Below are 14,522 nucleotides of genomic sequence, written 5' to 3'. Positions count from 1 at the left end.
TTATAGCCGTATGCACCAAAAGGTGATGTGCCGCCAGTGCCCACCCATTTATTGCCACCTGCGTGGCGTTTTTGCTGCTCTTCTAAACGCTCTTTTAGGGTTTTCATAAGCTCGTCGAGTCCGCCCATGGCTTTAAGTTGGGCTTTTTCTTCATCGCTTAGGTTTTTTTCAAACTCTTTACGCAGCCAATCTTCAGGTAAGTTGTGTTGTTGCTTTAAACTCTCGAGCAAATCAAGGTCAGCAATACCGCTAAAGTAGTCGCTAAAGGCTTTGTCGAAGCGATCAAAGTGCGTTTCGTCTTTTACCATTATAGTGCGTGCTAAATGGTAAAAGGCGTCTACGTCGGCAAATATAACGCCTTTTTTTAAGGCGTTTATTAAATCGAGTAACTCGCGCAGGCTTACCGGTAAGCGGTATTTACGTAGCGTGAAAAAAAACTGTACTAACATGTTAGCGACGGCTCATAAAGGCAAGCTTTTCGATTAGACTTATGTCTTGCTCATTTTTAAGTAATGCGCCAAACATTGGCATTAAACCGCCTTTTTTAGCTTTATCGTGCAGTGTTTTTGCGTCTATATCTTCTGCCATTAGCAATTTAAGCCAGTCGAGTAATTCGCTGGTGGATGGTTTCTTTTTAAGGCCGTTAGCTTCGCGCAAGTTAAAAAACACCTCAAGTGCTTGGCGAACTAAATCCTGTTTAACGTTAGGGTAGTGCACGTCAATAATTTGCTGCATTTCATCGCTGCTAGGAAAATCAATATAATGAAAAAAGCAGCGGCGTAAAAATGCGTCCGGCAATTCTTTTTCATTATTGGAAGTGATGATCACAATAGGGCGCTCTTTTGCGACAATGCGCTCGTTAGTTTCATAAACATGAAACTCCATTTTATCAAGCTCAAGTAGTAAGTCGTTTGGGAACTCTATATCGGCTTTGTCTATTTCATCAATTAATAATACGGGGCGTTTGCCGTTAAGCTCTGCATATGTAAACGCTTGCCAAAGCTTCCCTTTAACTATGTAGTTACTAATGTTGTGTACACGTTCGTCACCTAATTGACTGTCGCGCAGGCGCGAAACCGCGTCGTACTCGTATAAACCTTGCTGCGCTTTAGTGGTCGATTTTATGTGCCACTGAATAAGCGTGGTATCTAAGCTTTTAGCTAACTCCTCAGCCAGCATGGTTTTACCTGTGCCTGGTTCGCCTTTAATTAAAAGTGGTTTTTCGAGCATAATAGCAGCATTTACAGCTTGTTTAAGCGCGCTACTCGCTATGTAATTGTCAGTTGAATTAAATTGCACGGTGTACCCTTGTCTGGTCTGAGCAGTAAGTTATTTTGTTATAATGCCATAGTTAAACGGCAGGTCCAAGGTAGGCGAAACGCTGTATGACCTCACCTTCTTTTTCAACAGTTTCTAAAAACATACTAAGTGGGCGCGCCCACATACCAAATTCACCATATAGCGCTTGATAAATCACAAGCTGCTCCTCGGTTTCGCTATGGGTGGCAACATGAATAACTTTGTATTGCGGCCCTTTGTAGTGTTGGTATATGCCTGGTTTGAGGGAAAGTGGTTTTATTGCTGTAGTCATGTTTTGATCTCTTGTATAATTTGGCTTTGCACTTTTAATGCTAACTAATTTGCCGACACTATGAACTATATTTCTTTAGATGATTACAAAAAAGCGTGGGTTTTTCGCCACAAAGACATTCCTGTTTCAGACGAAGATGCTGCAAACATTAAACCAATGAGCCATGAACGCGCTGCTGTCCTTTGGACAACGATGGTGAGCCGTGAGTTTGATCACCCAGATTTTTTTGACGACACCGATTGGTGCGGACAAGATAAAAGCTTTAGCCAAGAAGTTAATTGGGAAGATGCGTGGGAAAATGGTGATGCGTTGCCACCAGAAGCTATTTTAACTTTTTTAGGTTGGGAAGCTAATACCACCGTTTATTTTTGTATGGCTCGCGATAATATTATTGAAACAACCTTTGATGTATTTAAACGCAATTGGCAAAACTTTATGTTTTTAGCTGATGGTAGTTTGTTAATTGGTAAAAAACGAAATACGGTTGTGCAATTTTTAGAGTCGGGTAATGCCAAGTTAGGTGAAAAACCTAGCGCTTAAATTAATACGCGGTGCTTAAAAAATGTTCGTTATTGTGTTATAAAACATTTACCTGAATATTTTTGAGTACAGCTATTGGTCGCTAAAAATCAGTCACTTGGTGCTCAGCAGCAAGTAGAAATTTGGCAAACTGATGCACAAAAAGTGTTGTATGCACAGTTGTGTAATGCATTTTATCAGCGTGAGGTTCAGCGATTAGTTGCAGAACCTAATGCTGATAAGCTACGCCGCCAATTAAAAAGTTTACCTTATTACGTTGAGCGAGCAGCTACTTTAGTTGCTAATAGTCGCTCTCCTTTTACGCTTGATGCGCAAAACGGCACATGGCTTGAAAAGCAAAAACCTACACCACCCGATGTTAATGATCAGGCTAATGAACTTTTTTATCAAAAGTATGCCAAAGTTGGGCTAATAGTGCCGGTTTTACTCAAAGAGCACGACCAAACTCGTCTTAGAATAGACAGTATTGATCAAGTAAGCGACAATAAGCTGCATTGCAATGAGCTTGGTTGGTTTGACTTTTTTGGCAATGGGTTAGATCAAAAAAATGTGCAATTAATTAAGCCTAATAAAGTGAGCCTAGCAGCTGCGTGTTGTGGGCATCAGTGGCAATTTTCAAAGCGTTGTATACCGCGAGTTTTATCGCTACGAGAAATGCTATTAGCTGGCAATATAAACTGGCGTAATATAAAACGTCCTTTAGCCTAATTGTTTGGTTGTGGTAATTATAAATTTAAAATAAGGAGTGTTAAATGCGATATTTTCAGGCAGGCCTACTTTGCTTAGCACTGTTTGTGCAGTATAGATTATGGTTTGGTCACAATGGCGTACAAGACTACACACGACTAAAAAGTGCTGTAGCGTCGCATCAACAAACTAATGAAAAGCTTATTAAACGAAATAAAGTATTAACTGCTGATATTGAAGATTTAAAAGTTGGCAAAGAAGGTATTGAAGAGCGTGCACGTAACGAGCTAGGAATGATTAAACCGGACGAAACATTTATTCGTGTTTTACCGGGCAAACAATATGACAAATAAACAGACCATTGCTGCAATTGTACCCGCAGCGGGTGTTGGCAGTAGAATGCAACACAATGCCCCTAAGCAATATATACAATTAGCCGGTAAAACCATTTTAGAGCATACCTTAGCTAAACTTTCTCAATTACCTCAGTTAAACACTATTGTTGTTGCTGTTAGTGACAGCGACCCATATTTTGAAGCGCTTTCTTTTACTGATACACGTATTGTTCGTGCCCGTGGCGGTAAAGAGCGTGCTGATTCAGTTCTCAATAGTTTATTTTTTTTAGCACCTAACCCACCAACATGGGTATTGGTGCATGATGCTGCGCGCCCATTAGTTAATATTACTGATATAGAGCGATTAATTAATGAATGTATAAGTGTTGATGAGGGCGGTATTTTAGCTAGCAAAGTAAAAGACACTATAAAACGTGGTGACACTCATATAGACCAAACCGTGCCACGAGATGATTTATGGCAAGCACTTACCCCGCAATTATTTAAATATGACGAGCTTAAAAGTGCGCTGCAAAGCGCATTATCAAGTGGTGCAACTATTACTGATGAAGCAAGCGCAATAGAGTGGGCAGGTAAACCAGTAAAGCTTGTAGCAGGTCGCAGCGATAATATTAAAATAACCACGCCAGAGGATTTAGACTTGGCTGGGTTTTTACTACATAAACAACAAAACGAGAGTGCATTATGATACGAATTGGCCATGGTTTTGACGTACATAAATTTGGCGGCAAAGGCCCGTTAACTATTTGTGGTGAAAAAATAGATTATCCACAAGGCTTTTTAGCGCACTCAGATGGCGATGTCGCTATTCATGCATTATGTGATGCTATTTTAGGCTCGCTAGCTATGGGCGATATTGGTAAGCACTTTCCAGATACGGCAAGCGAGTATGAAAACATCGACAGTCGTATTTTACTTCGCCATGTTGTGAGCTTAGCTAAAGAGCAAGGTTATGTACTTGGTAATGGTGATGTAACTATTGTTGCTCAAGCACCAAAAATGCTGCCACACATTCAAGCTATGCGCGCTAATTTAGCCAGCGATTTAAATTGTGACCTTTCGCAAATTAACGTTAAAGCGACTACAACCGAAAAGCTAGGCTTTGAAGGGCGTAAAGAAGGTATTTCGAGCCATGCAGTGGTTATTATGAATAAAGAACTTGCGAGTACAAAAAACGCATGAGCAATTTAAATTATTTATACGGTGCACCGCTTTCTAAAGCAGATTTTAAAACCACTGCCGAAGATTTTATGGTTGATGAAGACCTTGGTATAGAATTTACCGGCAGCGGCGAACACGTGTGTTTGCAGGTAGTTAAAAAGGGCGAAAACACGCAATATGTTGCAAAGCTAATTGCCCAGCGTGCAGGTGTTTCACCGCGAGACGTAAGTTACGCAGGCATGAAAGATCGCCACGGTGTTTGCTCGCAGTGGTTTAGCGTAAAAGTACCGATTAAAAAGCCTATCGATTTTAGCGATTTAAATAGTGAGAGTATTTTTATTGTGTCGCAACAGCGCCACGACCGTAAATTACGTACGGGTTGCCACAAAGGTAATAAATTTACTATTACGCTTCGTAACGTGACCGAGCCGCTTGATATTTTATGCCGTATTAACGCAGTACGCGCAGGTGTACCTAATTATTTTGGTGAGCAGCGTTTTGGACATGGCGGTCATAACTTAGTAATGGCTGAGAAAATGTTTGCCGGTGAGCGTATTCGCGATAAAAAGCTGCGCGGTATTATTATTTCAGCGGCGCGCTCGCATGTATTTAATCAAATAGTAAATTTACGTGTAGCCGAACATGGTTTAGCTAAAACGATGCACCGTGAAGTGTTTATGCTTAGCGGCAGTAATGCATTTTTTGAAGATGCTATTAACGATGAAAACATAGAGCGATTAGCGTCTGGCGATATTATGATGTCGGCACCTATGGTTGGTAAAAGTGAAAAAGGCTTAACCGAACAAGAAAAAATATGGCTCGAACCTTATCAAACATGGTGTGATGGCTTAGGTGAGTTAGGTCTTAAAAATGAGCGAAGAATGCTGCGTTTAATTCCTCAAAACTTAACGGTTGAGACCATAGATGAAACTAGTTTAAAACTGAGTTTTGGTTTGCCTAAAGGGTGCTTTGCAACCGCATTATTACGTGAGCTGGTGGATTATAAAGATGCTAGCCCTCGAGAGCGAAAAGAAAAGGATGATGGCATAAATGAAGATACTGTTAAGTAACGATGATGGCGTAAACGCTAAAGGTATTGCCGTTTTATACCAAGCATTGATACAAATTGCAGAAGTGACTTTGGTTGCGCCTGATCGTAATTGTAGTGGCGCAAGTAATTCTTTAACGTTAATGAACCCGCTGCGAGCTACAAAACTCGAAAATGGTTTTATGTCTGTTAATGGCACGCCTACAGATTGCGTACATTTAGGTGTAAATCAGTTGGTTGATGAAAAACCAGACCTAGTTGTTGCGGGTATTAATCATGGCGCTAATTTGGGCGATGATACACTTTATTCTGGCACCGTTGCCGCTGCGACTGAAGGACGCCATTTGGGCTTACCTGCAATTGCGGTATCACTTTGCTCACACAAAGGTGAGCACTTTGAAACAGCTGCAGCTGTTACGGTAAACATTATTAAAGGATTGGCTTCGCATCCGCTTCCTAAAGATCAAATTATAAATATTAATGTGCCCGATATTCCATTAAGTGAATTAAAAGGGGTGCAAGTAACACGTTTAGGCGCTCGTCATAAAGCCGAAACCATGACTAAGCAAACCGATCCGTGGGGTCGTGATATTTATTGGTATGGATCGCTAGGTACAGAAAGCGATGCGGGTGAGGGTACTGACTTTTATGCAATCAATAATGGTTATGCATCGGTTACGCCATTAAGCGTTGATATGACTGCTAAAGACAGTTTAAAAGCGGTGGGAGACTGGCTTGCCGATTTGGAGATAAATCGTGCTCGCTAATTATACCCGCAGTGCTAAAGCGTTATCTGATTTACTTAAGCGCGAAGGCGTTGAAGATACTCAAGTGCTCGGTGCTATTGCTGATATTCCGCGTCATGTTTTTGTAGACGATGTGCTAAAACACAAAGCCTATGAAAATACAGCTCTACCTATAGGGCAAGGACAAACCATTTCTCAACCTTATATTGTCGCCCGTATGACCGAGCTATTACGCCTTGCTGGTGTACGCGATAAAGTACTTGAGATTGGCACTGGTTCTGGATACCAAACAGCGATATTAGCTAAAACTTTTTCTAAAGTTTATTCGGTGGAGCGTATTAAAGCACTCCAATGGCAGGCTAAGCGAAGGTTACAAAAACTCGATTTATACAATGTAGCCATGAAGCATGGTGATGGCTGGCAAGGTTGGCAATCACAAGCTCCATTTGATGGCATAATAGTGACTGCTGCGGCCTCTAAGCTTCCACAAGATTTACTTGCTCAGCTTGCTGATGGTGGCGTGCTATTAGCACCAATAGGCGAGATTGATCAAAAATTAATAATGGTTATTCGCAAAGGCGATAATTATAAAGAGCATATTATTGCACCAGTAAGGTTTGTACCATTGGTACCTGGTGATATTGAATAGGAATTCATTTTGAAGTTGTTTACTAAGTTATACGATATGGCCCTTGTATGGGCAAAACACCGTCATGCGGAGCGTTATTTAGCTGCAATGAGCTTTGCTGAGTCAGTTTTTTTTCCGATACCGCCCGATGTAATGCTGGCGCCTATGTCGCTTGCGCAACCTAAAAAAGCATGGCGTTTTGCAAGCTTTGCCACTGTAGCGTCTGTTGTTGGGGGAATAATTGGTTACTTACTCGGCTTTTGGCTATTTGAACCCGTTGTAGAACCGCTTATTGCACAAATGCATTGGCAGGAAAAGTTTGATATCGCATTAAATTGGTTTAAAGATTATGGTGTTTGGGTGGTGTTTTTAGCTGGTTTTTCACCGATCCCTTATAAAGTATTCACGATTGGTGCAGGCGTTTTACAAATGGCGTTTTTGCCTTTTTTAATAGCATCAGCTATTGGGCGTGGTGCACGGTTCTTTTTAGTTTCAGCCTTAATGAAATGGGGTGGAGCAAAAATGGAGAAAAAATTACGTCAGTATATTGAAATACTTGGCTGGGGATTAGTTGCATTAATTGTCGTTGCATACTTTTTATTGCGTTAAGCTTTATAAAAACAACTTTATTAACAAAAGGCGCTAAGTACGATGAATAAACAATTAAGGTGTTATGTTGCTTTATTTATTAGTATTTTTCTCTTTGCTTGCTCGTCTCGTCACGTTCCTGCACCTGTCAGTAGCCTAAATAATAATGTTAATGAATTTAAACATAAAATTAACATAACAGGCAGCCATTATAAAGTGCAAAAAGGCGATACTTTATATTCAATTGCCTTTAGTGCGGGTCAAGATTTTAGACTTCTTGCAAAAAATAACGAAATACCAGTACCTTATACAATATTTCCAGGACAGAGTATATCTTTACTAGCCCAGACTAAAAAAATAAAAAGGGATGGAAAATATACGAATCCGAGTAAAAAGTCTATAAAAAACAAACAAAAAAATAACATAAAATTAAAGAAAGAGCTTGATCCTCCAAAAAAACGAGAGTATGTTCAGAAACAAGCCAGTAACAAAGTTAGTAATACAGAGCATTTGTCGAGCAGTAAGGTAAAGTGGTTTTGGCCTGCAAAGGGTAAAATTACTAAACGCTTTTCTAATAAGGAAAACGGGTACAAAGGCTTGCAGATTACTAATAAAAAAGGGGCTTCCGTCTTAGCCGCAGCACAAGGAACGGTGGTGTATGCGGGTAATGCTCTTCGTGGTTATGGTAGTTTAATAATATTGAAACATAATGATGATTACCTAAGTGCTTACGCACATAACTCGAAATTACTTGTTAAAGAAAAGCAGGAAGTTAAGGTAGGACAAAAAATAGCAGAAATAGGTAACTCTGAATCTTTGGTCACGGCACTTCGTTTTGAAATACGCTACCGAGGAAAAGCTGTTAATCCTGCTAAATACCTACCCTAGCTAGGAATCGATAATTGCTCGGGAGAGGGCCTATGGCTAGCGCAGCAAAACTTAATAAAAACATCATGAATGAAGATAAGTTCGATGATACCGCCATTGAAGAAGCGACACCGTTACTTGAAAAGGTAGATGACGAAGATATATTTGCCAAAGACGAAGTCACTAAAAATTTAGATGCGACCCAACTTTATCTTGGCGAAATTGGTTTTTCTCCATTATTAAGTGCAGAAGAAGAAGTGTTTTTTGCTCGTAAATCTCTAAAAGGTTGCGAAGCATCACGCAAACGAATGATTGAGAGCAACTTACGTTTAGTTGTTAAAATTGCACGACGTTACAACAATCGTGGACTCGCTCTACTTGATTTAATTGAAGAAGGTAACCTTGGTTTAATCCGTGCGGTTGAAAAGTTTGACCCAGAGCGCGGCTTTAGGTTTTCTACTTACGCCACATGGTGGATACGTCAGACAATTGAACGTGCCATTATGAATCAAACTCGTACTATTCGCTTACCTATTCATGTTGTTAAAGAGCTTAACGTTTATTTGCGAACAGCTCGTGAGCTGACTCAAAAACTCGATCATGAACCAACTGCTGAAGAAATTGCAGCTAGTCTAGACAGACCCGTTGAAGATGTGACAAAAATGCTGCGTCTTAACGAAAGAATAGCATCTGTTGATATGCCTATTGGTGGTGAAAACGACAGTGTACTGCTTGATATCATCCCAGATGAAAAGAGTGCGGGCCCTGAAGGCGAAGTGCAAAACAATGATATCAACAAACACATTGTAGATTGGTTAGGTGAGTTAAATCCTAAGCAGCGCGAAGTGTTAGCACGCCGATTTGGATTACTTGGCTATGAGCCATCAACACTTGAAGATGTAGGACGTGAAATCGGTTTAACTCGTGAGCGTGTAAGACAAATTCAAGTTGAAGCATTACGTCGTTTAAAAGACATTTTGCAGCAAGAAGGTTTAAGTACAGATAGCTTATTTAACCAGTTTTAATAACTGTGCAAATTACTTAATAGACTATGTGTGTTAAAAAGCCGAAGAATTTATTCTTCGGCTTTTTTTATGCTTAAATACCAACCTGCATAAATATTTGAACAATTTAACGAATTAAATAAATCCTATATATAAGTAGATTGGTATAAATAAAGCAAATTTAAAGCAGTGCTTTTAACTTATATAACAAATCGTGCGCTTGGCGTGGCGATAAATTATCAGGGTCGATAGCGCTTAACTGCTCTTCTACTTCTGAAGGTGTACTTTGTGCAGCTTCGTTATTAAAGGTAAATGCTTGTTGCTCTGTATTTGGTGCAGTAACGCTTTGATGATTTTCGAGTAACTTAAGTTTTTGTTTCGCTTGTGCAATAACAGCTTTTGGCACACCCGCAAGAGCAGCTACCTGCAAGCCAAAGCTTTTACTTGCTGCGCCATCAAGTACTGTGTGCATAAAGGCGATTGTATCGTTATGTTCTATTGCATCAAGATGTACATTTACAAGACCAGTGGTTTGCTCTGCAAGCTCTGTTAACTCAAAGTAGTGTGTAGCAAACAATGTTTTAGCTGATATTTTTGACGCTAAATGATCGGCTGTTGCATATGCAAGCGAGAGCCCATCGTAGGTACTTGTACCGCGACCAATTTCATCCATTAATACCAAAGACTGCGCTGTGGCATTATTTAAAATAGTCGCTGTTTCGGTCATTTCTACCATGAAGGTTGAACGACCTGATGCTAAATCATCACTTGCACCTATACGTGTAAATATGCGATCAATATTACCTATTTTAGCGCTGTCTGCAGGTACGTAACTGCCAATGTGAGCCATTAGTACAATAAGTGCTGTTTGGCGCATATAAGTTGATTTACCACCCATATTTGGACCCGTAATAATGAGCATTTTACGCTGGCTGTTTAACTCAACAGGGTTGGCAATAAACGGTTCTTTCATTACTTGTTCAACAACGGGGTGACGACCTTGCTTAATGCTTATATTGTCGTTATCGCACAGTTCTGGTTTTGCATAATTTAATGCAAATGCACGCTCAGCTAAATTGTTTAACACGTCTAAGTCAGCTAATGCTGCTGCCATCATTTGCAGCTGTTCAATATGTGGAGCAATAAATCTAAACAACTCTTCGTATAGTTGCTTTTCAAGTGCAAGTGCTTTTGATTGGCTGCCAAGTACTTTATCTTCGTGCTCTTTAAGCTCAGGAATAATATAACGTTCGTTATTTTTAAGCGTTTGGCGACGAATATAGTCGGCTGGCACTAAGTGGGCATTGGCGCGGCTTACTTCAATAAAAAAGCCATGTACGCGGTTATAACCAATTTTAAGCGTACTAATACCTGTGCGTTCGCGTTCACGTAACTCTAGTTGATCAAGTACATCGGTTGCACCTTTACTTAAGTTACGCCATTCATCAAGCTCACTGTTGTAACCTGGGGCAATAACGCCACCGTCACGAATTAGTACTGGTGGATTTTCTATAACCGCACGTTCTAATAATTCTTGTAAATCAGGGAGCTCAGGCGAGTGCTTGATAATACCCGTAATACGAGGATCGTTAGCATCACCTAACAAAGTGTGTAGTGGCGCAAGTGCTTGTAATGCACTGCGAAGGCGAGTTAAATCGCGCGGGCGAGCTGTGCATAAAGCTAGGCGTGCAATAACTCGCTCTACATCACCAATCTCTTTTAATGATTCGTGTAATTCACCGCACAGCTGTACATCTAAAATAGCGCTAATTGCATTTAAGCGTGAATTTAGCTCGTCTTTATTACGTACAGGTGTATGAATACGGCGCTTAAGTAAACGAGAGCCCATAGGTGTTGCTGTTTTATCAAGCACTTGGGCAAGTGTGTTTTCAAAACCACCTGATAGATTAACGGTAAGTTCTAAATTTTTACGGGTTGCGGCATCTAAAATAACAGCGTGTTCGTTGTGCTCAAGTGTAATTGCACGAATATGTGGTAATGCAATACGTTGTGTATCTTTTACGTACTGCATTAGGCAACCTGCAGCAACAAGCGCACTATGGGCTTTATCGACCCCAAAACCAACTAAATCTTTAGTGCCAAATTGCTCACATAATAAGTGTTGCGCGGTGTCTAAATCGAACTCCCACTCAGGGCGGCGGCGAGCGCCTTTTATATGTTCAATTAGATGAAAATTTTCAAAGCTTTCGCTATACAGAAGTTCTGCCGGAGCTAAGCGCTGAATAGTTGAGCTAAAGGCTTCGTCGGTGTTAACCTCTACAACGTTAAAACGACCAGAGTTAATATCGAGGTACGCAATACCGTATAGACCTTTTTTACTTTGCCAAACGCTGGTAAGTAGATTGTCTTGTCGTTCTTGTAGCAAGGCTTCATCTGAAATAGTACCTGGCGTTACAATACGAACAACTTTACGATCGACAGGACCTTTACTAGTTGCAGGGTCACCAACTTGTTCACAAATAGCAACTGATTCACCCATTTGAACTAAGCGTGCTAAGTAGTTTTCTACCGCATGATAAGGCACGCCAGCCATAGGGATAGGATCGCCGCCAGCTTTACCGCGATGAGTTTGCGAAATATCGAGTAGTTGAGCGGCGCGTTTTGCGTCGTCAAAAAAGAGTTCGTAAAAATCGCCCATACGATAAAACAATAAAATATCGCGATGCTCTGATTTTATTTTTAGATACTGCTGCATCATAGGGGTTTGTTGTTTTATAGTGTGTGGTGCATAAAGATCAAACGACATGTATTTACCCAAAGGCTGAATATGGAATTACATCAAGAGATTAAAACACTTGCTGCGCAATTAGGCGCTATTTTAACGGATAAATGCTTATGGATCACTAGTGCTGAATCATGTACTGGTGGCGGAGTGAGTTATGCACTTACAGATACGCCCGGAAGCTCTGCTTATATTGACCGCGCATTTGTAACTTACAGCAACCAAGCAAAGCAAGACTTACTAAATGTAAGTGCCAGTACATTAGCGCAATTTGGTGCTGTGAGCGAGCAGACAGTACGTGAAATGGCACTAGGTGCAATTAAGGCAACAAACGCAAATATATCTATAGCTGTATCGGGTATTGCAGGACCTGGCGGGGCAACTGAAGGTAAACCAGTGGGACTTGTGTGGTTTGGCATACAAATTAATGACAAAGTACTGACCTATAAACAAATATTTACCGGCGACAGGGCTCAAGTAAGGCTGCAAGCTATTGTATTTGCATTAAAAAGTGTAATAAATGAGATAAAATAATAAAATTAGCTTGATACTGTGATTTCATACAGTATACTTGTTTGCATTAGCCGGATTTGGAGAACAAAATGAACGATAACAAACAAAAAGCGTTGGACGCAGCACTATCACAAATTGAACGTCAATTTGGTAAAGGCTCAATTATGAAATTGGGTGATAACAAAGCGTTAAACATTGAATCTGTATCTACAGGCTCATTAGGTATTGATATTGCTTTAGGCATAGGTGGTTTACCTATGGGACGTATTGTTGAAGTATACGGACCTGAGTCATCTGGTAAAACAACGCTTACTTTACAAGTTATCGCAGAAGCACAAAAAGAAGGCAAAACATGTGCCTTTATTGATGCTGAGCATGCTCTAGATCCAGTATATGCCCAAAAATTGGGTGTAAATATAGATGAATTATTTGTATCTCAACCAGATACCGGTGAGCAAGCACTAGAAATTTGTGACATGTTAGTACGCTCAAGCGCAGTAGATGTTGTTGTAATTGACTCGGTTGCTGCACTAACACCAAAAGCTGAAATTGAAGGCGACATGGGCGACTCGCACATGGGCTTACAAGCCCGTTTAATGTCGCAAGCATTACGTAAGCTTACTGGTAACATTAAACGCTCTAACACGTTATGTATTTTCATTAACCAAATCCGTATGAAAATTGGTGTTATGTTTGGTAACCCAGAAACAACAACGGGTGGTAATGCACTTAAGTTTTACGCATCGGTACGTATTGATATTCGTCGTATTGGTTCTGTTAAAGAGGGCGATGAAGTTGTTGGTAACGAAACTCGCGTTAAAATTGTTAAAAACAAAGTAGCGCCGCCGTTTAAACAAGCTGAATTTATCATCATGTATGGTGAAGGTATTTCTAAGCAAGGCGAGCTAATTGACCTAGGCGTTAAGCATAAAATTGTTGAAAAAGCAGGTGCTTGGTATAGCTACTGTGGCAACAAGGTTGGCCAAGGTAAATCTAACTCAATTAAGTTTTTGAAAGAAAACCCAGAAATTGCAGATGAGATTGAAGGCAAGTTACGCGAAATGCTTTTATTAAAAGCAACTATTGAACCAGATGATGGTGAAGATAAGTTGGGCGATGACGCTGATCTTTAACAGCCTCAAAATGAGTTTTTAAGCTTGATTTGACCCGAGCTTTAAAAAGCGTTAATCAGTAATGATTAGCGTTTTTTTGTTATTAAAAACTTAAAGTAGATAACCTGAGCTCTGGATAATAAATCTATCTCGAGCAGCTATTTTCAGCGCTAACTGCGTTGAATTTACTTGCAATAGGCCAGCTATTGACGCGTAAATTCGCCTTGTTTCCACTGAAAATCTCTGGCTAGAGAAAATAAATTTAAATACCACTATGATTCAATACGTTAGTAAATCTCTTAACCAGAGTTCAGGTTAGATAAAATAAAAACGACACATTAAAAATGTGTCGTTTTTTAATTTAACCTATAAAAATCTACGGTTACATCGCGCATGAGTAGGCACTGTATTAGTAATTACTATACTAAATGAAGAGCAGAGCGATCATACGCTATACGTTTTAATCAGATAAAAGCATTCTTTAGGGCGTGTTGATCTTTGTGGATTAAAATTTGTTCAATCTAGGGGCGGTTAAATCGCGGCGTGAGATTTGTAACCTAGTGGACTAAGTAAAAATCGAGCAAAGCTTCCGCGTCCTGCTCACGCCCCTTACCTACATCCATGTCATAGGTAAGATCTTAAGAAATTGAGTTGAAGCTCAATTCATGATCAAATGGTTGTTACCACACAAACCACAGAATCAAGAAAAGAGCTTCAAATGAATGCTAACATTTTTATTAATAAGTTAAAAAGTATCCTAAGTGAAAAAAAACTGAACCGACTTGGTAAACAAGTAGCATTTACTAAAAGAGAAAGAAATATTACCGCATTTCATATGGTTGTTAGTCTTATTGCTGCGCTTGGGGATAAAAAAACGAATTACTTATCTGAAATATTAAGAGTTTATAATCAGCTAACAGGGCAGTCTATTAAGTATA

16 protein-coding genes and 2 pseudogenes are annotated in these 14,522 nt (G+C 39.9%); 14 read left to right on the top strand and 4 right to left on the bottom strand.

The features are described 5' to 3' along the window. The 3 genes and pseudogenes from L647_RS0106970 to L647_RS0106960 form a co-directional block, all read right to left on the bottom strand. Window positions 1–449 (bottom strand): annotated as a pseudogene (locus L647_RS0106970) (hypothetical protein); the annotation flags it as partial. Between the two features lies 1 nt (window position 450). Beyond that, complete coding sequence (locus L647_RS0106965; protein ID WP_024610526.1) at window positions 451–1,299, bottom strand: MoxR family ATPase; 849 nt, start codon at window positions 1,297–1,299, stop codon at window positions 451–453. A gap of 52 nt (window positions 1,300–1,351) precedes the next feature. Beyond that, window positions 1,352–1,591 carry a DUF1653 domain-containing protein gene (locus L647_RS0106960; protein ID WP_024610525.1) on the bottom strand — a complete coding sequence of 80 codons (240 nt, stop codon included), beginning with the start codon at window positions 1,589–1,591 and terminating at the stop codon, window positions 1,352–1,354. Window positions 1,592–1,651: 60 nt separating this feature from the next. Here L647_RS0106960 and L647_RS0106955 point away from each other — a divergent pair, with 60 nt between their 5' ends. The 11 genes from L647_RS0106955 to rpoS all read left to right on the top strand — a co-directional run bounded on the left by L647_RS0106955 (window position 1,652) and on the right by rpoS (window position 9,237). Further along, window positions 1,652–2,131 (top strand): DUF2947 domain-containing protein, encoded by a 480-nt coding sequence (locus L647_RS0106955; RefSeq protein ID WP_024610524.1) that lies wholly within the window; start codon window positions 1,652–1,654, stop codon window positions 2,129–2,131. A gap of 75 nt (window positions 2,132–2,206) precedes the next feature. Continuing rightward, entirely contained in the window at window positions 2,207–2,839 is a 633-nt protein-coding gene (locus L647_RS0106950) for a hypothetical protein (protein ID WP_024610523.1), read from the top strand. Between the two features lie 44 nt (window positions 2,840–2,883). Then, window positions 2,884–3,171 (top strand): cell division protein FtsB, encoded by a 288-nt coding sequence (gene ftsB, locus L647_RS0106945; protein ID WP_024610522.1) that lies wholly within the window; start codon window positions 2,884–2,886, stop codon window positions 3,169–3,171. Next, complete coding sequence (gene ispD / locus L647_RS0106940; protein ID WP_024610521.1) at window positions 3,161–3,862, top strand: 2-C-methyl-D-erythritol 4-phosphate cytidylyltransferase; 702 nt, start codon at window positions 3,161–3,163, stop codon at window positions 3,860–3,862. Before ftsB ends, ispD begins: the two co-directional genes overlap by 11 nt. Further along, window positions 3,859–4,356 (top strand): 2-C-methyl-D-erythritol 2,4-cyclodiphosphate synthase, encoded by a 498-nt coding sequence (gene ispF / locus L647_RS0106935; RefSeq protein ID WP_024610520.1) that lies wholly within the window; start codon window positions 3,859–3,861, stop codon window positions 4,354–4,356. Before ispD ends, ispF begins: the two co-directional genes overlap by 4 nt. Continuing rightward, window positions 4,353–5,405, top strand: coding sequence for a tRNA pseudouridine(13) synthase TruD (locus L647_RS0106930; RefSeq protein ID WP_024610519.1), 1,053 nt, complete (start codon window positions 4,353–4,355; stop codon window positions 5,403–5,405). The genes ispF and L647_RS0106930 overlap by 4 nt, the downstream gene beginning before the upstream one ends. Further along, window positions 5,386–6,150, top strand: coding sequence for a 5'/3'-nucleotidase SurE (gene surE, locus L647_RS0106925; RefSeq protein WP_024610518.1), 765 nt, complete (start codon window positions 5,386–5,388; stop codon window positions 6,148–6,150). Before L647_RS0106930 ends, surE begins: the two co-directional genes overlap by 20 nt. Next, window positions 6,140–6,778, top strand: coding sequence for a protein-L-isoaspartate(D-aspartate) O-methyltransferase (locus L647_RS0106920; protein ID WP_024610517.1), 639 nt, complete (start codon window positions 6,140–6,142; stop codon window positions 6,776–6,778). Before surE ends, L647_RS0106920 begins: the two co-directional genes overlap by 11 nt. 9 nt (window positions 6,779–6,787) lie before the next feature. After that, window positions 6,788–7,366, top strand: a complete 579-nt coding sequence (locus tag L647_RS0106915) for a YqaA family protein (RefSeq protein WP_024610516.1) — start codon at window positions 6,788–6,790, stop codon at window positions 7,364–7,366. A gap of 42 nt (window positions 7,367–7,408) precedes the next feature. Further along, a complete protein-coding gene (locus tag L647_RS0106910) occupies window positions 7,409–8,233 on the top strand; it encodes a peptidoglycan DD-metalloendopeptidase family protein (protein WP_024610515.1) in 825 nt (274 codons plus the stop codon). Window positions 8,234–8,265: 32 nt separating this feature from the next. Further along, window positions 8,266–9,237: an RNA polymerase sigma factor RpoS gene (gene rpoS / locus L647_RS0106905; RefSeq protein WP_024610514.1), complete on the top strand. Its 972-nt coding sequence runs from the start codon at window positions 8,266–8,268 to the stop codon at window positions 9,235–9,237. Window positions 9,238–9,397: 160 nt separating this feature from the next. On the opposite strand, the gene mutS is transcribed toward rpoS, so the two are convergent. Beyond that, on the bottom strand, window positions 9,398–11,983 hold the full coding sequence (mutS, locus tag L647_RS0106900; protein WP_024610513.1) for a DNA mismatch repair protein MutS: 2,586 nt from the start codon (window positions 11,981–11,983) through the stop codon (window positions 9,398–9,400). A 21-nt stretch (window positions 11,984–12,004) separates the two neighbouring features. Between mutS and L647_RS0106895 the strand changes: the two genes are divergently transcribed. The 3 genes and pseudogenes from L647_RS0106895 to L647_RS01000000123795 all read left to right on the top strand — a co-directional run. Further along, a complete protein-coding gene (locus L647_RS0106895) occupies window positions 12,005–12,493 on the top strand; it encodes a nicotinamide-nucleotide amidohydrolase family protein (protein ID WP_024610512.1) in 489 nt (162 codons plus the stop codon). Between the two features lie 68 nt (window positions 12,494–12,561). After that, window positions 12,562–13,605, top strand: a complete 1,044-nt coding sequence (gene recA / locus L647_RS0106890; RefSeq protein WP_024591486.1) for a recombinase RecA — start codon at window positions 12,562–12,564, stop codon at window positions 13,603–13,605. 697 nt (window positions 13,606–14,302) lie between these two features. Continuing rightward, window positions 14,303–14,522, top strand: a pseudogene (locus L647_RS01000000123795) (IS4/IS5 family transposase); the annotation flags it as partial.

Source organism: Pseudoalteromonas sp. TB64 (genome assembly GCF_000498095.1).
Classification (GTDB): Bacteria; Pseudomonadota; Gammaproteobacteria; order Enterobacterales; family Alteromonadaceae; genus Pseudoalteromonas.
Note: the sequence above shows the minus strand (reverse complement) of the source record. Positions and strands in the feature narration are given on the sequence as shown.

What these genes read in the sequence shown, in the direction of transcription:
- L647_RS0106910 (WP_024610515.1), top strand. Translation starts at nt 7,409, where the DNA reads ATGAATAAACAATTAAGGTGTTATGTTGCTTTATTTATTAGTATTTTT.
- L647_RS0106930 (WP_024610519.1), top strand. Translation starts at nt 4,353, where the DNA reads ATGAGCAATTTAAATTATTTATACGGTGCACCGCTTTCTAAAGCAGAT.
- ispF (WP_024610520.1), top strand. Translation starts at nt 3,859, where the DNA reads ATGATACGAATTGGCCATGGTTTTGACGTACATAAATTTGGCGGCAAA.
- L647_RS0106960 (WP_024610525.1), bottom strand. Translation starts at nt 1,591, where the DNA reads ATGACTACAGCAATAAAACCACTTTCCCTCAAACCAGGCATATACCAA.
- L647_RS0106955 (WP_024610524.1), top strand. Translation starts at nt 1,652, where the DNA reads ATGAACTATATTTCTTTAGATGATTACAAAAAAGCGTGGGTTTTTCGC.
- rpoS (WP_024610514.1), top strand. Translation starts at nt 8,266, where the DNA reads ATGGCTAGCGCAGCAAAACTTAATAAAAACATCATGAATGAAGATAAG.
- surE (WP_024610518.1), top strand. Translation starts at nt 5,386, where the DNA reads ATGAAGATACTGTTAAGTAACGATGATGGCGTAAACGCTAAAGGTATT.
- mutS (WP_024610513.1), bottom strand. Translation starts at nt 11,983, where the DNA reads ATGTCGTTTGATCTTTATGCACCACACACTATAAAACAACAAACCCCT.
- recA (WP_024591486.1), top strand. Translation starts at nt 12,562, where the DNA reads ATGAACGATAACAAACAAAAAGCGTTGGACGCAGCACTATCACAAATT.
- L647_RS0106895 (WP_024610512.1), top strand. Translation starts at nt 12,005, where the DNA reads ATGGAATTACATCAAGAGATTAAAACACTTGCTGCGCAATTAGGCGCT.
- ftsB (WP_024610522.1), top strand. Translation starts at nt 2,884, where the DNA reads ATGCGATATTTTCAGGCAGGCCTACTTTGCTTAGCACTGTTTGTGCAG.
- ispD (WP_024610521.1), top strand. Translation starts at nt 3,161, where the DNA reads ATGACAAATAAACAGACCATTGCTGCAATTGTACCCGCAGCGGGTGTT.